The organism is Streptomyces sp. NPDC057617, from assembly GCF_042800555.1.
GTDB lineage: Bacteria > Actinomycetota > Actinomycetes > Streptomycetales > Streptomycetaceae > Streptomyces.
On record NZ_JBHVGV010000003.1, the window covers coordinates 577,557 to 597,361 of the forward strand.

The 19,805-nt window shown below is 70.5% G+C and carries 15 protein-coding genes; 9 read left to right on the forward strand and 6 right to left on the reverse strand.

All coding sequences use genetic code 11. The features are described from left to right. The first annotated feature begins 169 nt into the window (after positions 1-169). On the forward strand, positions 170-1,528 hold the full coding sequence (locus ACFU9P_RS11415; RefSeq protein ID WP_384078788.1) for a cytochrome P450: 1,359 nt from the start codon (positions 170-172) through the stop codon (positions 1,526-1,528). Positions 1,529-1,585: 57 nt separating this feature from the next. Continuing rightward, complete coding sequence (locus ACFU9P_RS11420) at positions 1,586-2,317, forward strand: hypothetical protein (RefSeq protein ID WP_217309159.1); 732 nt, start codon at positions 1,586-1,588, stop codon at positions 2,315-2,317. 473 nt (positions 2,318-2,790) lie between these two features. On the opposite strand, the gene ACFU9P_RS11425 is transcribed toward ACFU9P_RS11420, so the two are convergent. After that, a complete protein-coding gene (locus tag ACFU9P_RS11425) occupies positions 2,791-4,002 on the reverse strand; it encodes a pyridoxal phosphate-dependent aminotransferase (protein WP_376375242.1) in 1,212 nt (403 codons plus the stop codon). A gap of 80 nt (positions 4,003-4,082) precedes the next feature. Here ACFU9P_RS11425 and ACFU9P_RS11430 point away from each other — a divergent pair, with 80 nt between their 5' ends. From ACFU9P_RS11430 to ACFU9P_RS11440, 3 genes are all read left to right on the forward strand, one after another. Continuing rightward, the gene (locus ACFU9P_RS11430; protein WP_384078793.1) at positions 4,083-4,757 is read left to right on the forward strand and encodes a winged helix-turn-helix transcriptional regulator; all 675 of its coding nucleotides are present in this window, start codon (positions 4,083-4,085) and stop codon (positions 4,755-4,757) included. Positions 4,758-4,964: 207 nt separating this feature from the next. Next, on the forward strand, positions 4,965-7,544 hold the full coding sequence (locus tag ACFU9P_RS11435) for a SpoIIE family protein phosphatase (protein WP_384078795.1): 2,580 nt from the start codon (positions 4,965-4,967) through the stop codon (positions 7,542-7,544). An 80-nt stretch (positions 7,545-7,624) separates the two neighbouring features. Continuing rightward, complete coding sequence (locus tag ACFU9P_RS11440) at positions 7,625-8,263, forward strand: uridine kinase (protein ID WP_384078798.1); 639 nt, start codon at positions 7,625-7,627, stop codon at positions 8,261-8,263. 109 nt (positions 8,264-8,372) lie between these two features. Here ACFU9P_RS11440 and ACFU9P_RS11445 read toward each other — a convergent pair whose 3' ends face one another. From ACFU9P_RS11445 to ACFU9P_RS11465, 5 genes are all read right to left on the reverse strand, one after another. Further along, complete coding sequence (locus tag ACFU9P_RS11445; RefSeq protein ID WP_384078801.1) at positions 8,373-9,302, reverse strand: carbohydrate kinase family protein; 930 nt, start codon at positions 9,300-9,302, stop codon at positions 8,373-8,375. Beyond that, positions 9,299-10,219, reverse strand: a complete 921-nt coding sequence (locus tag ACFU9P_RS11450) for a pseudouridine-5'-phosphate glycosidase (protein WP_384078804.1) — start codon at positions 10,217-10,219, stop codon at positions 9,299-9,301. The genes ACFU9P_RS11445 and ACFU9P_RS11450 overlap by 4 nt, the downstream gene beginning before the upstream one ends. 164 nt (positions 10,220-10,383) lie before the next feature. Beyond that, a complete protein-coding gene (fdhA, locus tag ACFU9P_RS11455; RefSeq protein ID WP_384078807.1) occupies positions 10,384-11,613 on the reverse strand; it encodes a formaldehyde dehydrogenase, glutathione-independent in 1,230 nt (409 codons plus the stop codon). A gap of 248 nt (positions 11,614-11,861) precedes the next feature. Then, entirely contained in the window at positions 11,862-12,407 is a 546-nt protein-coding gene (locus ACFU9P_RS11460; RefSeq protein WP_384078810.1) for a methylated-DNA--[protein]-cysteine S-methyltransferase, read from the reverse strand. Between the two features lie 82 nt (positions 12,408-12,489). Further along, positions 12,490-13,392 (reverse strand): glycerophosphodiester phosphodiesterase, encoded by a 903-nt coding sequence (locus ACFU9P_RS11465; protein ID WP_384078813.1) that lies wholly within the window; start codon positions 13,390-13,392, stop codon positions 12,490-12,492. A 308-nt stretch (positions 13,393-13,700) separates the two neighbouring features. On the opposite strand from ACFU9P_RS11465, the gene ACFU9P_RS11470 reads away from it, so the two are divergent. From ACFU9P_RS11470 to ACFU9P_RS11485, 4 genes are all read left to right on the forward strand, one after another. After that, positions 13,701-14,606, forward strand: a complete 906-nt coding sequence (locus tag ACFU9P_RS11470; protein WP_384078816.1) for an MHYT domain-containing protein — start codon at positions 13,701-13,703, stop codon at positions 14,604-14,606. A 72-nt stretch (positions 14,607-14,678) separates the two neighbouring features. Then, positions 14,679-16,817 (forward strand): excinuclease ABC subunit UvrB, encoded by a 2,139-nt coding sequence (gene uvrB / locus ACFU9P_RS11475; RefSeq protein WP_376375273.1) that lies wholly within the window; start codon positions 14,679-14,681, stop codon positions 16,815-16,817. 183 nt (positions 16,818-17,000) lie between these two features. Beyond that, the gene (locus ACFU9P_RS11480) at positions 17,001-17,567 is read left to right on the forward strand and encodes a TerD family protein (protein WP_046502670.1); all 567 of its coding nucleotides are present in this window, start codon (positions 17,001-17,003) and stop codon (positions 17,565-17,567) included. Positions 17,568-17,697: 130 nt separating this feature from the next. After that, on the forward strand, positions 17,698-19,722 hold the full coding sequence (locus ACFU9P_RS11485) for a TerD family protein (RefSeq protein WP_384078819.1): 2,025 nt from the start codon (positions 17,698-17,700) through the stop codon (positions 19,720-19,722). The last annotated feature ends 83 nt before the right edge of the window (positions 19,723-19,805 follow it).

Here is a 19,805-nt window from a genome sequence, read left to right on the forward strand (position 1 = left end):
CTTCTGGTTGTTCCAGCATCGTGGGGGTGGAACAGTGGCCGACTGAGAGCGCTCTCAGTCGACGCCAGCCGGAGCGTATCCGAGGATCATGGACAGGTCCATGCCAATGAACGATCCGGGCCGCCCCCTGCCCGGTCGGCGGTTCCCGCGGTCTGTTTAGGGTGGCTTCATGGCAGTCACGACCTCCGGCGACCCCGCTTCGTCCCACCGGGCGGCCCCCGCCCCGGCGCCCAACTCGCCCCAGCCGCCCGACGATCCGACGCGGGACCTGCTCAACGATCCGTACGCCGTGTACGCGCGCATGCGTGAGACCGGGCCCGTGCGGCGGATCGCCGGGCCCGACGGGCTGCCGGTCTGGATCGTCACGCGGTACGACGACGTACGGCAGGCCCTCGCCGATCCCCGGCTCTCCCTCGACAAGCGCCACGCCCTGCCCGGGGGTTATCGGGGCTTCGCGCTGCCGCCGGCTCTCGACGCCAACCTGCTCAATATGGATCCGCCGGACCACACCCGTATCCGCCGCCTCGTCACCCAGTCATTCACCGCGCGGCGGACCCAGGCCCTGCGCGAGCCGATCCGGCGTACGGCCGACGAACTGCTGGACGCCATCGCCGCCGACGGACAGGCCGATCTGATCGCCTCGTATGCCGCTCCGCTGCCGATCACCGTGATCTGCGAACTGCTCGGCGTACCCCTGGGCCACCGCCGGGACTTCAGGGAGTGGACCGACGCGCTGGTGGTGCCCGATCCCGCGCGGCCGGAGCGTATGAAGCAGGCCGTGGGCAGCATGCTCGGCTTCTTCACCGAACTGCTCGCCCACAAGCGGGCCGAGCCCGGCGACGATCTGCTCTCCGCGCTGATCACGGCCCGCGACCGGAGCGACGACACCACAGAAGCCGCCACCGGACACGGCACAGGGCGTGCAGACTCCGCAGCACCTGCGCAGACCGCAGGGCGCGCCACCGAAGACCGTCGTGTCACCGAAGACCGGCTCAGCGAGGACGAGTTGATGTCCCTCGCCTTCCTCATCCTCTTCGCCGGATACGAGAACACCGTCCAGCTCATCGGCAACGCCACCCTCGCCCTGCTCCGCCACCCCGACCAGCTCGCAGCGCTCCGCGCGGACCCCGGCAGGACCGCCGCGGCGGTCGAGGAGCTCGTACGGTACGACGGCCCTGCCCTGCTGGCCATCCGCCGCTTCCCGGTCGAGGACCTGGTCATCGGCGGCGTGACCGTACCGGCCGGCGAGACCGTTCTGCTCTCCCTGGCCTCCGCCAACCGCGACCCGCACCGTTTCCCCGACGCCGACCGGCTCGACCTCGGCCGCGATACGTCCGGTCATCTCGCCCTCGGCCACGGTATCCACTACTGCCTCGGCGCGCCCCTTGCCCGGCTGGAGACCGAGATCGCCCTCACCGCGCTGCTGGAGCGCTTTCCGCGGCTGGCGCTCGGCGTACCGTACGAGGAACTCCGCCGGCGCCCCTCGACGCGCGCCCGGGGGCTGATCGCACTGCCCGTCCGCTATTGACGGCACGGCCGTTTATTCGTTCGATCACCGTTGTCCGGCCCTGCTAGCGTCCTTGACGTGGCGAAACTCAATCAGATCATCGCAGTGGAGAAGGGCGTCAAGTCCAAGGCACACCAGGACCTGACGGCGGCCCATCACGGCCTCCAGAAGCCGGCTCTGCTCGCCGGTATCTCTCGTACGTATCAGCCGAAGGACGAGGAGGGCGAGCAGTTGCCGCCCGAGTCGACCCGGGTCCAGGTCAAGGCCGAGGACATACTGCGCGAGACCGCGAAGACCCTGACGAGACTGTTCGATGTGACCGCCACCAAGGACTGGGCGAACTGCACGGCGCGCGCCGACATCACCGTCGACGGGCGGGTGCTGGTGAGCGAGGCGCCGGTGTCGTATCTGCTGTTCCTGGAGAAGCAGCTCACCGACCTCAACACCTTTGTGCGCAAGCTGCCGGTGCTGGACGCCTCGGAGTCCTGGAGCCAGGACCCTTCGACGGACGCGTGGAAGACCGAGGCGGTACGGACCCTCCGTACGAAGAAGGTCCCGCGCAACCATGTGAAGGCCGAGGCCACCGAGAAGCACCCGGCGCAGGTCGAGGTGTACTACGAGGACATACCGGTCGGTTACTGGACGACGGTGAAATTCAGCGGAGCCCTTCCTGCCCGCCGGGTGAATGAGCTTCTCGACCGGGTCGAGAAGCTCCAGGAGGCCGTGAAGTTCGCCCGCGAGGAGGCGAACGGCACCGAGGTCACCGACCGACGCGTGGGCGACGCTGTATTCGGCTACCTGTTCGGGTAGCCTCAACATCTCCCCGGCCGCCTGCTTGTGCGGCCGGGGTGCGCGAGGAGCGCAGGCTGAAACTGAAGCTTGTCGTGACTGCGCGGTTCCAGTGGAGGTTCGAGTCCTCCCCGCGGCACATCCGTACGGACGGATGGACGGGCCGCGGTAGCCCAACAGGCAGAGGCAGACCGCGATCAATCTCAGACTATTGCTCCAGACTCAGCATCCGCCGCCGATCGCCGGATCGACCGGGCCCAGGCCCCGGACGTCGAAGTGCTGGTTCAAGTCCGGCCCGCGTAGCTCGATGCGCGGTGGTCCAATGGCAGGACGCGACGACATCATGACTGACCTGGGTTCTCAAGTGTGCCGGCGTGCGACATGGGTGGCATTCGAGGGCTCGGGGGCCGGCTACGCCCCCGGGTCCGCTCCTGCGTCGCCCGCTCCCTTCCTGGCACCTGTTCCGCCCGTTCCGCAAGCCGCCGGGCCCGCCGTCACTGGCGGTATCCGCTCAGGAAGCGCCCTATCCGGCTGATCGCCGCGTCCAGATCGTCCGCGTACGGCAGGGTCAGGATCCGGAAGTGGTCCGTACGCGGCCAGTTGAAGCCCGTGCCCTGGACGACCTGGATCTTCTCGCGCAGCAGCAGGTCCAGTACGAACCGCTCGTCGTCATGGATCTTGTGCACCTTCGGATCGAGCCGGGGGAAGGCGTACAGCGCGCCCTTGGGCTTGACGCAGGACACCCCCGGAATCTCGTTCAGCTTCTCCCAGGCACGGTTGCGCTGCTCATGCAGTCTGCCGCCGGGGGCCGTCAGTTCCCGGATGGACTGACGCCCGCCGAGCGCCGCCTGAATCGCGTACTGCGCGGGCGCGTTGGGGCACAGCCGCATCGACGCGAGCATCGTCAGCCCCTCCAGATAGCTGCGCGCGTGCTGCTTGGGCCCGGTGACAAGGAGCCAGCCGGAACGGAACCCCGCCACCCGGTACGTCTTCGAGAGCCCGCTGAAGGTGAGGACGACCAGATCGGGGGCGAGGGCCGCGGCGGTGTGATGGACCGCGTCGTCATAGACGATCTGGTCGTAGATCTCGTCCGCGAACACCATGAGCTGATGGCGGCGCGCGAGATCCAGGATCCCTTCGATGATCTCGCGCGGATAGACCGCTCCCGTGGGGTTGTTGGGGTTGATGATCACAACGGCCTTCGTACGGTCGGTGATCTTCGCCGCCAGATCGTCGAGGTCCGGATACCAGTCCGCCGACTCGTCGCACAGATAGTGCACGGGACGGCCGCCGGCCAGGGTCGTCACGGCAGTCCAGAGCGGGAAGTCCGGGGCGGGGATGAGGACTTCGTCGCCGTCCTCCAGCAGCGCCTGGACGGCCATCGAGACCAGCTCGGAGACTCCGTTCCCCAGGAAGACGTCGTCGACGCCGACATCGGGCAGACCGAGGGTCTGGTACCGCTGGACGACGGCCCGGCGCGCCGAGAGTATGCCGCGCGAATCCGTGTACCCATGGGCCTGGGGCAGCATCCGGATCATGTCCTGGAGGATCTCCTCCGGCGCCTCGAACCCGAACAGCGCGGGATTGCCGGTGTTGAGACGCAGGACGCTGTGGCCCGCCTCCTCCAGCGCGTCGGCGTGCTCGATCACCGGGCCGCGGATCTCGTAACAGACCTCGCTCAGCTTGCTCGACTGCCGGAACTCCATGCGGTGGCCTCCCAGACCTCGTTCCAGACCTTGTTGCGATACTTGGTTTTACCAAGCTCGGGCTTGGAAAGTCCAACAACATGTCTAGACTGCGCCACATGTCACGCCGCCGAAGTTACGACCAGTACTGCGCCACCGCCCGTGCCCTTGACGCGGTGGGCGACCGCTGGACCCTGCTGATCGTCCGTGAACTGCTCGCGGGGCCACGCCGTTACACCGATCTGCACGCCGATCTGCCCGGCGTCAGTACGGATGTGCTCGCGTCCCGCCTCAGGGACATGGAGCGCGACGAACTGGCCACGCGCCGCAGGCTGCCCCCGCCCGCCGCCGCGAACGTGTACGAACTCACCGAGCGCGGGCGGGGGTTGCTGCCCGTCCTCACGGCCCTCGCCGAGTGGGGCGCCCCGGCGCTGGAGGAGCGCAGGCCCACCGACGCCGTACGGGCGCACTGGTTCGCCGTACCGCTGCTGCCGGTGCTGGACGGGCTGCCGGGCCCGGACGGCGTTGACAGCTACGGACTTGAGGGCGTGGTGGAGATCCGGCTGGACGAAGGCGCGTTCCACATAAGGCTCGGTGACGGCGATCCGGTGTACGGCGACGGCCCCGCGGAGAGCCCGGACGCCCGGCTCGTCCTCGACGCCGACACCTGCCGCGCGCTGAGCGGAGGGGCGCTGACGGTCGGGGACGGGGTGCGGGACGGGCGTATCGAGGTGTCGGGCGAGGGGGCACTGGCCAAGGTGCTGCGGGGGGAGTGAGGGGAGTGAGGGGGTGTCCGCGGGGGAGGCGCGTGGGGAGTGGGGTGCACGCCCCGCTCAAGTGGGGTGCGCGGCCCCGCTCAAACCTCTCCCGCGCCCCTTTGATGCTTTCTTGATGCAAATATCGGTAAAGAGCATATTTGTCACTCAATGCCATACTGAAGGGTGTGAGTGTCCACCGGTGGTCGGAAAGTGAGATGAGCGGCAATGATTCGACCGGACACCGCGAATGGGAACGGGTCCGTCCGGTCGAATGTCTTCGTCGACGAGGAGTTCACGGCCAGGGTCACCGTCGACTCCCGGGGCGTGGTGACAGGGTGGAACGACGGAGCCCGCAGACTGCTCGGATACCGCGCCCCGGAGGTCGTGGGGCGGTCCGTGGCCGAGCTGCTCGCCGACGCGGAGGTCGCGGAGTCGGCCGCCCGGGCCAGCGCGGAAGCGCAGCGGAACCACCGGAATCCGAGCAGGTGGCACGGTACGGTCACGCTGCTGCACCGGAGCGGCGCCCCCATGGACGTACGACTGCTGGCGCACCTCGGCGCCCCGGCCGGCGGCGCCTCGCACGCCGAGCGGGACGACACGGCTCGCGACACGGCGGATGACACGGCGGACGATACGGCTGGGGAGCCCGCCGGGCACGCTACGGCCGGGAATCCTGCCGGCCTGGAATGGCTGCTCGTCTCCCCCCTCGCCCGCACCGCGCCCTCCGCCGAGGACGACGAGCTGATCGAGCAGTCCTTCAACCAGTCCCCGTGCAATATGGCCATCTACGACACTCATCTGCGGCTGCGGTGCCTGAGCGACGACATGGAAAAGGTGCTGGGCCTCTCGGAGAGCGATGTCCGCGGGCTCCGGCTGCCCGAGATCGTGCCCGGCCGGGCGACCGAGGACACCGAGCGTGAGATGCGGCTGGCGCTGGAGACCGGGGTGTCGCGGCGGCTCGCGTTCTCCCACCGCATGGTGGGCCATGACCACGAACTCGCCTGGTCCGTCTCCATCTCCCCGATCTGGGACCACGACGACCAGGTGCGGGGCGTCATCATCGCGACACATGATGTGACGGCGCAGCATCTGGCCCGGCAGCGGCTTCTCCTGGTCAACGAGGCCACCGTCCGTATCGGCAGCACCCTCGACATCGCACGTACCGCACAGGAACTCGCCGATGTGTCCGTCCCTGTCTTCGCCGACTTCGTGACAGTCGACCTGCTGCCCCCGGTCAGTGAGGGCGGGGAGCCGCCTCCGGGGCCCATGTCCGGCCGGATCGAGATGCGCCGCGCCGCCTGCCGGTCCATCTTCGAGGGCAACCCCGAGGCCGTGTACGCGGTGGGCGACATGGCCGTCTACTCCGACTACTCACCCGCCGCCGAGAGCCTGATCACCTCGCGGGCGGTCCTCAACCGGGTGACGGATCCCTACGACCCCTCCGACAACCGGTGGGAGGTCCCCGCCCGGGCCGCCTCGGTGCGCGATTTCGGCTTCCACTCGATCATCTCCGTACCGCTGCGCGCCCGCGGCACCACGCTCGGTGTGGCGAACTTCGCCCGTCACCGGCGCCCCGACCCGTTCGAACAGGAGGATCTGCTCCTCGCCGAGGACATCACGGCGAGGGCAGCCGTCTGTATCGACAACGCCCGCCGTTTCACCCACGAACGCGAGACGGCGCTGACCCTCCAGCGCAGCCTCCTGCCCAGGGAGCTGCCCGAGAACGCGGCGGCCGAGGTCGCCTTCCGCTATCTCCCCGCCGACACCAGGGCCGGAGTCGGCGGTGACTGGTTCGATGTGATCCCGCTGTCCAGCTCCCGGGTCGCCCTGGTCGTGGGGGATGTCGTCGGCCACGGGCTCCAGGCGTCGGCCACGATGGGGCGGCTGCGGACCGCCGTGCGCACCCTGGCCGATGTCGATCTGCCGCCCGACGAACTGCTCACCCATCTCGACGACCTCGTCAACCACCTCGCCGCCGAAGCGGCGAGCGGGGCGAGCATGGGCACCACACCGGAGACGCCCGGCGATGTGGGGGCGACATGCTTGTATGCGATCTACGATCCGGTCTCCCGGCGCTGTTCCATGGCCCGTGCCGGACACCCCCCGCCCGCGGTCGTCCGTCCCGACGGGTCCGTCGAATTCCTTGAGCTGCCCGCGGGCCCGCCGCTCGGCCTGGGAAATCTGCCCTTCGAGTCCGTCGATGTGGAGCTGGCGGAGGGCAGCATGCTCGCCCTCTACACCAACGGTCTGATCGAGTCGCGCGAGCGCGGTGTCGACGAGACGTTCGCCATGCTGGCCGAGGCGCTGGCGCAGCCGGCCGCGCCCCTGGCCGACACCTGCAACGCCGTGTTCCGGGCGCTGCTCCCGGCCCATCCCGCCGACGATGTGGCCCTGCTCCTCGCCCGTACCCGCGCGCTCGACGCCAGCCAGGTGGTCACCTGGGACCTGTCCTGCGACCCCGCCGTCGTGGGCCGGGCCCGTGGAGATGTCACGGCACAGCTCAACGACTGGGGTCTGGAAGAGGCCGTCTTCACCACGGAGCTGGTGGTCAGCGAACTGGTCACCAATGCCATCCGGTATGCCCAGGCGCCCATTCAGCTCCGTCTCATCCATGACCGCACCCTGATCTGCGAGGTCTCCGACGGCAGCAACACCGCCCCGCATCTGCGGCGGGCGCGTGTCTTCGACGAGGGAGGGCGCGGTCTGCTGCTGGTGGCCCAGCTCACGCAGGGCTGGGGTACGCGGCAGGGGGTCGGCGGAAAGACGATCTGGGCGGAACAGAACCTTCCGGTCCTGGGTCTCTGACGGTGCGTCAGGACTTCTGCGTATGAGAGGTGGTCGATCTCGGCTTCTTGTGGGCCTCGCGCCTGAACGATGATGAACGGGTGCGACTCGAAGCGATCACTTGGGACCGGCTGACCGAAGCCCTCGCCGAGCGTCTGCTGGACACCAGCCCGGCGGACGGCGGGCCCTGGCTGCGCGTCGCCATCGACGGAGCACCGGCCGCCGGGACAGCCGGGCCGGCCGAGGCGCTCGCCCAGGCACTGCGGGTACGCGGCCGGTCGGTGCTGACCGTCGGGACGGGCGGGTTCCTGCGCCCGGCCTCGCTGCGGTACGAGTACGGGCGCGAGGACCCCGACACGTACTACGGCGGCTGGTTCGACACCGGCGCACTCTGGCGGGAGGTCTTCGGACCCCTGGAGGCGGGCGGCAGCGGGCGCGTCCTGCCCGACCTCTGGGATCCGGTGACCGACCGGGCGACCCGCAGCCCGCACCGCGAACTCGCGCCCGGCGGTGTGCTGGTGCTGCACGGTCCGCTGCTGCTGGGGCACTGGTTCCCCTTCGACCTCACCGTCCATCTGCGGCTGTCGCCGGGCGCGCTCCGGCGCCGTACCGACGCGGGCGAACTCTGGACGCTGCCCGCCTTCGAACGGTACGAGACGGAGGTCGACCCGGCCGCGGCGGCCGATGTGGTCGTACGGGCCGACGATCCGCGGCACCCGGCCTGGGGCGGACTGTCCTGACCATGTGCGGCCTGACCGCGCCGGCCTGACCGCGCCGGCCTGACCGCGCCGGTCCGGCGAGCCGTGCCGGTCTTGCCGGTCGGCTACCGGTCGGCTGCCTCCGGTACGGCTATCTCTCGTACGGCGGTCGCCCGCCCACCGTCGTCACCGCTTCCGCCCCCGCCCGGCACCCCGCCGCCGCGGCTTCCGCCGGGTCCGCGCCCGCCAGCCGGGCCGCCAGGAACGCGCCGGTGAAGGCGTCGCCCGCGCCCGTCGAGTCCACGGCGTGCGCTCGGACCGGGGGTACGCGGGCGCGCACGGCGCCCGCCTCCGCCACCAGTGCGCCGTCCGTGCCCAGGGTCACCACCGCCACCGGCACCCGTCGGCTCAGCTCGGCCGCCGCGTCCGCCGGATCCGCGAGACCGGTGAGGAGTCTGGCTTCGTCGGCGTTGGGGAGCAAGGTCTCGACTCCCTCCACCGCTGTCAGAAAGCGCTCCGCGCCCAGCCCCTTGAGGAAGCCGGCCGAGGCCGGATCCACACTCACCGGAATCCCCCGCTCCAGCGCCGATCCCATCGCGGTCGCGGCCAGTCGGCGGCTCACCTCGGTGAAGAAGAGATAACCGGAGAGATGCAGCCGGCCGGCCCCGTCGAGCAGGGACGGTGACCAGTCGGCGGGGGAGAGGCGCAGTGCCGCGCCGCTGTCGGTGAGCAGGGTGCGCTCGGCCGAGGCGTCGACCAGGCATATCACCGTGGCGGTCGGCACCTGCTCGTCGATGACCAGCCGTGCCCGTACCCCTGCCCGGCGCAGCCGTTCCGCGTGCCAGTCATGGGCGTCCGCGCCCACCCGCGCCAGCAGCCGTACGTCCGCGCACCCCGTGCGGGCGGCCCAGCACGCCGCGTTCGCCCCGGCGCCGCCCGGCAGCGTACGGATCTCGGCGGCCGTGTCCGTACCGTGCGCGAGCGCCGTGCGGTAACGCGCCACCACATCCGTGACCACGTCCCCGATCACCACCAGGGCCTGTCCGGGCGCGCCGCCGCCGGGCCGGGCGCCCTGGCTCACCGGGCGGCGGTCCGTGCTACGGCGATACGCGCCGCGAGCCGTACGTTGCCGCGCACCGCCGCGAGGTTGGCCTCCAGCGAGGCGCCCCCGGTCCCGCGCATGAGCTGGTCCAGCAGGAAGGGCGTGACGGCCTGGCCGCCGATCCCGCGCTCCCGGCACTCGGTGAGCGCCTCCGCCAGCACCCGGTCGTGCAGCGCCGGATCGAGCTGCTCCGCCTCCGGTACGGGGTTGGCGACGATCAGCGCCGACTCCGGGCCGCCGAGCGCGTCCTGGGCGCGCATCACGGCCGCGACCTCCTCGGGGGTACGTACCGTCCAGCCGACCGGCTCGCCGGACGAGGTCAGATAGAAGCCGGGGAAACGTTCCGTCCCATAGCCCAGAATGGAGACGCCCAGCGTCTCCAGGCGCTGGAGCGTCGCCGGTACGTCCAGGATCGACTTGACGCCCGCGCACACAATCGTGATCCGCGTCCTGGCCAGCAGTGCCAGATCGGCCGACTCGTCCTGGGTCTCGGTCCAGCCGCGGTGGACCCCGCCCAGGCCGCCCGTCGCGAAGACCCGGATCCCGGCCTGCGCGGCGAGGAACGCCGTGGCGGACACGGTCGTCGCACCGCTCGCGCCCGCCGCGATCGCGGGCGCCAGATCGCGGTGGCCCAGTTTCCGTACGGACTCGTCCTGGGCCACCCGCTCCAACTGGTCCTTGACCAGCCCCACATGGGGCCGCCCGTCCAGTACGGCCACGGTCGCGGGCACGGCGCCGCCGGACCGTACCAGCTCCTCCAGCTCCTCCGCGACCGCCAGATTGCGCGGGCGCGGCAGTCCGTGCGCGATGATCGTCGACTCCAGGGCGACCACGGGACGGCCCGCGGCGAGCGCGTCCCGTACCTCTGGGGACGTCAGCGAAGTGGTGTCTGGCATGTCCACATCCATGGCACATTCAGGGCGCCCGCAAACGTCGCCGGGACTCCCGCGAACATCGTTCGCCGAACTGCGGACGTCATTCGCCGACCGGCGGGGCGCCGGTCGGCGAAGGATCGGATCCGCGCGGGACGGTCAGGTCCGGCCGCGAACGGCGCGAACGGTCAGGCCGCCTTGGCGTTGTCCAGCGCGCCGTGCGGATTGAACACGTACTTCCTGCTCGCTCCCTGGTCGAACTCCGCGTAACCGCGCGGGGCGTCGTCCAGCGAGATCACCGTGGCGTTGACCGCCTTCGCGATATGCACCTTGTCGTGCAGGATCGCCTCGGAGAGGCCCCGGTTGTACTTCATCACCGGGCACTGGCCCGTGGTGAACTCATGGCTCTTCGCCCAGCCGAGACCCAGCCGTACCTTCAGCGTGCCGGTCTTGGCGTCCTGGTCGACACCGCGCGGGTCCTCGGTGACATACAGCCCGGGGATACCGAGCTTGCCGCCCGCCCTGACGATGCCCATCAGGGAGTTGAGAACGGTGGCCGGAGCCTCGTCGGTGTCCTTGCCGTGGGCACGCGCTTCAAAGCCGACCGCGTCGACCGCCGCGTCCACCTCCGGCACGCCCAGGATGTGGGCTATGTGGTCCTCCAGCGACCCCAGGGTCAGGTCGACGGTCTCGCAGCCGAAGCTGCGGGCCTGGTCCAGCCGCTGGCTGTTGAGGTCGCCGACGATGACGACCGCCGCGCCGAGGAGCTGCGCCGATGCCGCGGCCGCCAGACCCACCGGTCCCGCGCCCGCGATGTACACCGTGGAGCCGACCTTCGCGCCCGAGGTCACCACGCCGTGGAAGCCCGTCGGGAAGATGTCCGAGAGCATCGTCAGGTCGAGGAGCTTCTCGCGTGCCGCGTCCCGGTCGGGGAACCGGAGCAGATTGAAGTCCGCGTACGGCACCATGACGTACTCCGCCTGGCCGCCTACCCAGCCGCCCATGTCGACATAGCCGTATGCCGCGCCCGGCCGCGCGGGGTTGACGTTCAGACAGATTCCGGTCTTGCGCTCCTTGCAGTTCCGGCAGCGCCCGCAGGCGATGTTGAACGGCACCGACACGATGTCGCCGATGTCGATGAACTCGACGTCGGGTCCCTTCTCGATGACCTCGCCGGTTATCTCGTGTCCGAGGACCAGACCTTCGGGGGCCGTCGTACGGCCACGTACCATGTGCTGGTCGCTGCCGCATATGTTGGTGGCGAGCACCTTGAGGATGGCCCCGTGCCGGCACTTGCGGCCGACATTGGCCGGAGCCACTCCCGGCCCGTCCTGGAGTTCGAGCTTGGGGTAGTCGGTCGTCCTGACTTCGACCTCACCCGGCTTGATGTATGCGACCGCCTTGTTTCCTCCGGTCATGCTGACTCGCCGTCCCTTCCGGCTCTACGTGTCCAGCGGATGACTCGGCCCGTGCGCGGGTCATGGAGTCCGCTACCGCTCGGGCGGCGGGCCGGACGTACGTGCGCCCCGCGCACATGTCCGCCGGGCTGTACGCGCGGTGGTGCTCCACAAATCAGCCTAAGCCCGGCGGAAGAAGCGTACAAGTGGCGGTAAAACCCACCATTCCGGTCATCTTTGGCGGGTTCCGTTCTGTGAGTCCCGCGGGTTCAGAACAGCGGTACCGGGAGCACGCCCTCCAGGGCCAGCAGCCGCCTCTTCGTCTCCAGACCGCCGCCGAACCCGCCTATCCCGCCGTCGCTCTCCACCACCCGGTGGCACGGCACCACTACCGGCAGTGGATTGGACCCCATCGCCACGCCGACCGCCTGGGCCGCGTCCGGCCGGCCCACCCGCCGGGCCAGCTCTCCGTACCCCACCACCGCGCCGTACGGGACGCCCGCGGCCAGCTCGCGCAGCACCTGCCGGTTGAAGCCCCCGGACAGCGACCAGTCCAGCGGCAGCGCGAACTCCCGCAGCTCGCCCGCGAAATACGCCCTCAGCGCGCGTATCGGCCCGGCCAGCAGACCCGACGCCGATTCGGCCGGCTCGGTCCCGAACCGGATCCTGAGCCGCTCCAGCGCCTTCTCCCGTACCGGCCCCTCGGCGTGGAAGACCACGCTCACCAGGCCCTGCCCGGTCGCGGCCAGCAGCAGCGGTCCGATGTCGCTGCCCACGACCGTCCACTCCAGTGGCGACTGCCCGTAGTTGTTCATGCCGACCACCGTACGGTCCGCCACTGACAACGGCCCCCGGCACCGGCCGGCAGCGCCGCTCACCAGCGCCGATGCAATGGGCTCAGCCGACCGCGTCCCGCACGACGTCCGGCTTGTCGGTGATGATCCCGTCCACGCCGAGATCCCTGGCGCGCACCGCGCCCGCCGCGTCGTTCACCGTCCACGTACTGACCGTGAGCGGCTTGCCCTGCGGCCCCTTGAGCCGGTGCACCGCTGCCACATAACCGGCCGTGAGCGAGGTGTACGACGGGTTGATCTGGTCCGTGAAGGCGGCGTACGCAGGCAGCTCGGCCACCGCCGGGGCGCCGAGGAAACCCGTCGTGATCCCGGGCCGCCGCTGGTGCACCGTACGGATGCTGTCCGCGCCGAAGCTCTGGATGACCAGCTTGTCCTGGACATGCGCGGTGTCCAGCCAGCCCTCCTGGCAGAGCACCCGCAGGATGTCCTGCTCGATGCCCGGGTACTGTTCGGGCGCCTTGATCTCCAGCAGCAGCTTCTGGTTGTTGGCCTCGACGGCGTCCAGATACTGCTTCAGGGTCGGCACGCGCTCGCCCGCCCACCGCGCCCCGAACCAGCTCCCCGCGTCGAGCCGCGCGATCTCGGCGGCGGTGAAGTCCTGGACCTTCCACGGCGCCCGGCCCGGGAAGACCTGCTCCACGTCCGTGGTGCGCCCGAGGGTGTCGTCGTGGATCACGACCAGCGTGCCGTCCTTGGTCCGCTGTACGTCGTTCTCCACCCAGTCGATGCCCAGTTCGCCGGCCCGCTCGACGGCCGCCAGGGTGTTCTCCGGCGCGTACGCGGAGGCGCCGCGGTGGGCGATGACGAGCGGGCTGCCGCTCGCGGCGGCGGGGACGGAGACCGCGGTGGCAGCGGCCGGAGCGGCGGATGCCGTGGCGGCGCCCGGCAGCATCAGGGTGACTCCCAGCAGTGCGGTGGCCGTTGTCGCCGAAGTACGCGCGTACACGTGGACTCCTCGCGTCGTGGGGTGACGGTGGCCCCGAGGGTGACAGTCCCCGGCCAACAGGGGGCGGGCGGAGGCTGGCCACCACATGAAGCCACACATCGACATGGAGCCACACCTTGGAGGAGGCATTCGGAGGAGACATACCGCATCGGGCACCCGCGCCGCTCCGTGTCGCTGCATGTCGGCTTCATATCGCCTTCATATCGACAAATCGCCAGGTGCCTGTTTGATTACCGGCGCGGCCGTCCTACTCTCGCCCCGAACCAGCGCTTCCGTATAGGACGCCGAGGGGCGAAGGGCACACCGCTATGCAGGGCACCGTCGAAGGATTCAGCTACGGCCTCGTCACCCCCGTGGCGGCCTTTCTCATGGCCTGTCTCGGGGCCGCGCTGGGCCTGCGCTGCACCGCGAGATCCCTGCGTACCCGGCGCCCCTGGAAGCCCGGCGGGCTGGCGCTCGGCGCGGCCTCGATCGGCTCCGGCATCTGGACGATGCACTTCATCGCCATGCTGGGCTTCGCCGTCACCGAGGTGCCCATCGGCTACGACCGGCTCACGACCTTCGCCAGCCTGGCCGTCGGGATCGTGATGGTCGGCACCGGGATCTTCATCGTCGGATACCGCGGCTCGACACGGATGGCCCTGGTCACCGGCGGTACGGTCACCGGCCTTGGCATCGCCACCATGCACTATCTCGGCATGGACGGCATCCGGCTGCACGGACGGGTCGCGTACGACACCGGGACGGTCGCGCTCTCGGTCCTGATCGCCGTCGCCGCGTCCACGGCCGGGCTTTGGGTGATCGTCGCGCACCGGGGATTTCCGGCCAGTCTTGCCGCCAGTCTGGTGATGGGGGTCGCGTCGACCGGAATGCACTACACCGCGATGGCCGGTGTCGAGGTGCATCTCGACGGGGTCACCTCCGCCCCGGGCGGCGCTCCTGCCGTCGAACTGCTCGTACCGATGCTGATCGGGCCCGCGGTCTTCCTGCTGCTGGCGGGGGTGGCGCTGCTCTTCGACCCGCTCATGGTGGCGGGCGGGCGCGACCGGGACCGGTCCGCAGGACCCGCGGCCGGGCTGTGCGGACGGATCGGGGTGCCCGCCCAGCGCTCCCGCGCCCGCGCGGCACGCCGCGAGGAGGACAGCCGTGAGACGGCCGGCCGGACCGCCGCCAGGGCCCCGCGCAGCGGCCCGCACGACCTCCACGACTGGTGACCGGCGGCGCCGGTCCGGTGATCCGGGGCCGCTCACCGCCCGGCTGTCAGTGGTGGGTCGTACGGTGGTTCCATGCGGCCCGTTTCCAGCATCGAACGTACGGTGGCGCCCTTCGAGGTCGTCAGTCCCTACCAGCCCAGCGGCGACCAGCCGACGGCCATCGCCGACCTTGAGCGGCGTGTCCGCGCCGGCGAGAAGGACGTCGTCCTGCTCGGCGCGACCGGCACGGGCAAGTCGGCGACCACCGCCTGGATGATCGAGCGCCTCCAGCGCCCCACGCTGGTGATGGCGCCGAACAAGACGCTCGCCGCCCAGCTCGCGAACGAGTTCCGCGAGCTGCTGCCCAACAACGCCGTCGAGTACTTCGTCTCGTATTACGACTACTACCAGCCCGAGGCGTACGTCCCGCAGTCGGACACCTATATCGAGAAGGACTCCTCCATCAACGAGGAGGTCGAGCGGCTGCGCCACTCCGCGACCAACTCGCTGCTGACCCGGCGCGATGTGATCGTGGTCGCCTCGGTCTCCTGCATCTACGGCCTCGGTACGCCCCAGGAGTACGTGGACCGGATGGTGCCCCTCAAGGTCGGCGCCGAGATCGACCGGGACCAGCTCCTGCGCCGCTTTGTCGACATCCAGTACACGCGCAACGACGTGGCGTTCGCGCGCGGCACCTTCCGGGTCCGGGGCGACACCATCGAGATCTTCCCGGTCTACGAAGAGCTGGCCGTCCGTATCGAGATGTTCGGCGACGAGATCGAGGCCCTCTCCACGCTCCACCCGCTCACCGGCGAGGTCATCAGCGACGACCGCGAGCTGTACATCTTCCCCGCGAGCCACTATGTGGCCGGCCCCGAGCGGATGGAGAAGGCGGTCAACGGCATCGAGCGGGAGCTGGAGGAGCGCCTCGCCGAGCTGGACAAGCAGGGCAAGCTGCTGGAGTCCCAGCGGCTGCGCATGCGCACCACGTACGACATCGAGATGATGCGCCAGATCGGCTCCTGCTCCGGAATCGAGAACTACTCGATGCACTTCGACGACCGGTCGCCGGGCACCGCGCCCAACACCCTCCTCGACTACTTCCCCGAGGACTTCCTGCTGGTCATCGACGAGTCGCATGTCACCGTCCCGCAGATCGGCGCGATGTACGAGGGGGACGCGTCCCGCAAGCGGACCCTTGTCGACCACGGCTTCCGGCTGCCCTCCGCGCTCGACAACCGCCCCCTGAAGTGGGAGGAGTTCCAGCAGCGGATCGGACAGGCCGTCTATCTCTCCGCCACACCGGGCACCTACGAGATGTCGCGCTCCGACGGTTTCGTGGAGCAGATCATCCGCCCCACCGGCCTGATCGACCCGGAAGTCGTCGTCAAGCCCACCGAGGGGCAGATCGACGACCTGGTGCACGAGATCCGCGAGCGGACCGCCAAGGACGAGCGTGTCCTGGTGACCACGCTCACCAAGAAGATGGCCGAGGACCTCACCGACTACTTCCTGGAGCTGGGCATCCAGGTGCGGTATCTGCACAGCGACGTCGACACCCTGCGCCGGGTCGAGCTGCTGCGCGAGCTGCGCGCCGGGGAGTACGACGTCCTCGTCGGCATCAACCTGCTCCGTGAGGGCCTCGACCTGCCCGAGGTCTCCCTGGTGGCGATCCTCGACGCCGACAAGGAGGGCTTCCTGCGCTCCGGCACCTCGCTGATCCAGACCATCGGCCGGGCCGCGCGCAATGTCTCGGGACAGGTCCATATGTACGCGGACAAGATCACCCCGGCCATGGAGAAGGCCATCGACGAGACCAACCGCCGCCGGGAGAAGCAGATCGCGTACAACACCGCGCGCGGTATCGACCCTCAGCCGCTCCGGAAGAAGATCAACGACATCGTCGCGACCATCGCGCGCGAGGAGGTCGACACCGAGGCGCTGCTCGGCACGGGGTACCGGAAGGCCGGCGGCGCCAAGGACGGCAGGGCGCCCAAGGCCGCGGTGCCCACGCTCGGTACGAAAGCCGCCAAGGGGGCCAGGGCAGGTGGCAGGACGGCGGTGCTCAGCGACCGCCCCGCGGAGGAACTGGCCGGAATCATCGAGGAGATGACCGACCGGATGCGGGCCGCCGCGGCCGAGTTGCAGTTCGAGGTCGCCGCGCGGCTCCGCGACGAAGTGAGTGAACTGAAGAAGGAGTTGCGGCAGATGAGGGAAGCGGGGCTGGCCTGACATCCAGGAAAACATGGTGTGTTGCAAGACCGACACAAAAACGGTCCAAGCCTCCTGCACCGCCCGCGCGACTGCGTAGGGTGCTGCGCAACCGCACGGACGGTTGCGGGGGAACCATTCGAGAGGGGACAGCGCGTGGTGGACGTATCCAAGGGCAGTGCGCCCGGGGGTCCTGGCGTCAATCTGACCAAGGGACAGGCCATCAGCCTGGAGAAGAAGGGCGGCGGCAGCCTGACCGCGGTGCGTATGGGGCTCGGCTGGCAGGCCGCGCCGCGCCGGGGCCTGTTCGGCTCCCGCACCCGTGAGATCGACCTGGACGCCTCGGCGGTGCTGTTCGCCGACAAGCAGCCGGTCGACGTGGTCTTCTTCCGCCATCTCGTCAGTGACGACGGCTCGGTACGGCACACCGGCGACAATCTGGTCGGCGGCGCGGGGCAGGGCGGGGACGACGAGGCGATCCTCGTCGACCTCCAGCGGGTCCCGGTCCATATCGACCAGATCGTCTTCACGGTGAACTCCTTCACCGGCCAGACGTTCCAGGAGGTGCAGAACGCCTTCTGCCGCATCGTCGACGAGACCAACGGCCAGGAGCTGGCGCGGTACACGCTCGACGGCGGCGGGCAGTACACCGCGCAGATCATGGCGAAGGTGCACCGCGCGGGCGGGGGCTGGCAGATGACGGCGCTGGGCACTCCGGCCAACGGCCGTACGTTCCAGGACCTGATGCCGTCGATCCTGCCGCATCTGTAGGACGCACCGCACGGCACGCGCAGCTCCCGGACGTCAGGTCGCCGGGAGCTGCACGGCTGCCGTACACCCGCACTTCCGTATCCGGACAACCGACGTACGACGACGCACAACTGACGAGGGGACAGAGGCGATGACGGCCGAGCTGGTCCGGGGGCAGAACCACCCCCTGCCCCACACCCGCCTGGAGATCCGGGTGACGGCCGGCGCACCGGTCATGGCCTGTGCCACGCTCGCCGACGACCGGGGCACCGTGCACGGCACCGAGTGGATCGCCCACCCCGGCTCGCCCACCCTGCCGGGCGTGGAGGTGTCCCGTCAGGCCGCCGCCGGGCTGCGCTTCCATATCGACCTGGAGGCCGTGCCCGCGCAGGCGCATCTCGTGCGTGTGCTGCTCGCTCTGCCCGAGGGGGTCGGCGGCCCCGACCGTTTCGGCGCCACCGCGGCCCCCTTCGCCGCCGTCACGTCGACCGACGGCACCGAGGTCGCCAGCTTCACCCTGACCGGCCTGGACGCCGAGTCCGCCGTTGTCGCGCTGGAGCTGTACCGCCGCCAGGGCGCGTGGAAGGTCCGCGCCGTCGGCCAGGGGTACGCGGGAGGCCTCGCCGAGCTGTTCGGCGACCACGGCCTGCCGCAGGCCCGTGCCTTCGCCGCCGGTATCCAGGAGGCGGTGGCCCGGCATCTCGCCAGTACGGTGCAGATCCCGCTGCCCGGTGCGCAGGACGGGGTACGGATCAGGCCCGAGGGGCTGCCCTCGTCCGCGGCGGCGGGCCCTGCCACCGCCCCGGGCCCGGCCGCTCAAAGCGGTTCCACCGTCCCCCAGCCACTGGCCCCCGCGCCACAGCCCGCGCCCGACGCCGTACCGCACGCGGCCGGCGCCCCGGGGCCCGGTACGGGCGGAACGCCGGCCGCCGCGGGCTCAGGCAGCGCCGGCGGCGCGGTCAACTACACGCATCCGGGCCGCCGGACCTCCGCGCCCCCGACGCCGCCCCCGGCCGCTCCGCCCGCCGAGCCCGGCCGCCCGCCCCGCCCGGTCGCGGGCGACGCCACGGGCTGGTCCATGGACGAGCGGCTCTACAACCAGGTCTGGGGCATGTTCGAGGACCTGGCCCGCGCCGTCGCCTCGTACCGCAGCGCCATGGACTTCGCCGAGTCCCGGATGGACCAGGAACTGGACCGTGTCCTGTCCGACCCCCGCAGCCGGATCGGCGGCGCCGGCGACGCGGCCCGGGAGGCGGCACGCGCCAAGCACGACCAGCTCGCCGCCCAGGCCCGCGAGGTCCTCGACCGCGATCTCGCCCAGCTCGTTGCCGAGTCCGAGGTCGTCGAGCCGGCCCTGCCCGCCGCGTACGCCCGCTGGGACAACCCCGTCTGGCACGCCTACCGCGTCCCGATGGAGATCCCGATGGCGCTGCGCCTCGGCGATGTCCATCTTCCCGAGCGGCCCGACCTGCGGATCCCGATGCTGGTACGGCTGCCGCTGGAGCGCGGGCTCTGGGTGGACAGCGGCCGGTCCGGTTCCGAGGCCGCGCTGATGATGGACGAGGCCCAGCTCCGGGGGCTCGCCATGGACACCGCGGTCGCGCATGCCGGGCGGCTCCTCGCCGTCTACCCGCCCGGCGAGTTCACCGTCCACGTCATCGACCCGGCCGGTTCCGCGACGCGTTCGCTGGCCCCGCTGACCGCCTCGGGAGTCCTCGCGGCGCCGCCCGCGGCCGGTGCCGCCGGGGTGGCGGCGGTCCTCGGCAAGCTCACCCAGCGGGTGGATCTGGTGCAGATGGCGGTGCGCGGCGGGGCCGCCGAGTCGCTGCCGCCCGGTCTGGACACCGCCGAGCAGCTTCTGATCGTCAATGACTTCCCGCACGGCTTCGACGACCGGGCGGTGACCCAGCTCCGTTATCTCGCCGACGAGGGCCCGGCGGTCGGTGTTCATCTGCTGATGGTCGCGGACCGCGAGGACGCCAGCGCGTACGGGCCGGTGCTGGACCCGCTCTGGCGGTCCCTGCTCCGGATCACCCCGGTCCCCGACGACCATCTGGCCGACCCGTGGGTCGGGCACGCCTGGACGTACGAGCCTCCCGCCGTCCCGGCAGGCAGCCGGGTGCTGTTCCAGGTGCTGGAACAGGTGGCCGCGGCCCGTCGCTCCTGGCGCCGCTGACCAGCACAGTCAACGCCAGTTGACCTTGCTCTTTACCTTTCCTTGGTCTTTCCTGTACTCTCTTTTGGAACGGAGGGGAGTAC

Excerpts from the sequence above, each read along its gene's own strand:
- ACFU9P_RS11415 (WP_384078788.1), top strand. The coding sequence starts at position 170 with ATGGCAGTCACGACCTCCGGCGACCCCGCTTCGTCCCACCGGGCGGCC.
- ACFU9P_RS11425 (WP_376375242.1), bottom strand. The coding sequence starts at position 4,002 with ATGGAGTTCCGGCAGTCGAGCAAGCTGAGCGAGGTCTGTTACGAGATC.
- ACFU9P_RS11430 (WP_384078793.1), top strand. The coding sequence starts at position 4,083 with ATGTCTAGACTGCGCCACATGTCACGCCGCCGAAGTTACGACCAGTAC.
- ACFU9P_RS11435 (WP_384078795.1), top strand. The coding sequence starts at position 4,965 with ATGATTCGACCGGACACCGCGAATGGGAACGGGTCCGTCCGGTCGAAT.
- ACFU9P_RS11450 (WP_384078804.1), bottom strand. The coding sequence starts at position 10,219 with ATGCCAGACACCACTTCGCTGACGTCCCCAGAGGTACGGGACGCGCTC.
- fdhA (WP_384078807.1), bottom strand. The coding sequence starts at position 11,613 with ATGACCGGAGGAAACAAGGCGGTCGCATACATCAAGCCGGGTGAGGTC.
- ACFU9P_RS11460 (WP_384078810.1), bottom strand. The coding sequence starts at position 12,407 with ATGAACAACTACGGGCAGTCGCCACTGGAGTGGACGGTCGTGGGCAGC.
- ACFU9P_RS11470 (WP_384078816.1), top strand. The coding sequence starts at position 13,701 with ATGCAGGGCACCGTCGAAGGATTCAGCTACGGCCTCGTCACCCCCGTG.
- uvrB (WP_376375273.1), top strand. The coding sequence starts at position 14,679 with ATGCGGCCCGTTTCCAGCATCGAACGTACGGTGGCGCCCTTCGAGGTC.
- ACFU9P_RS11485 (WP_384078819.1), top strand. The coding sequence starts at position 17,698 with ATGACGGCCGAGCTGGTCCGGGGGCAGAACCACCCCCTGCCCCACACC.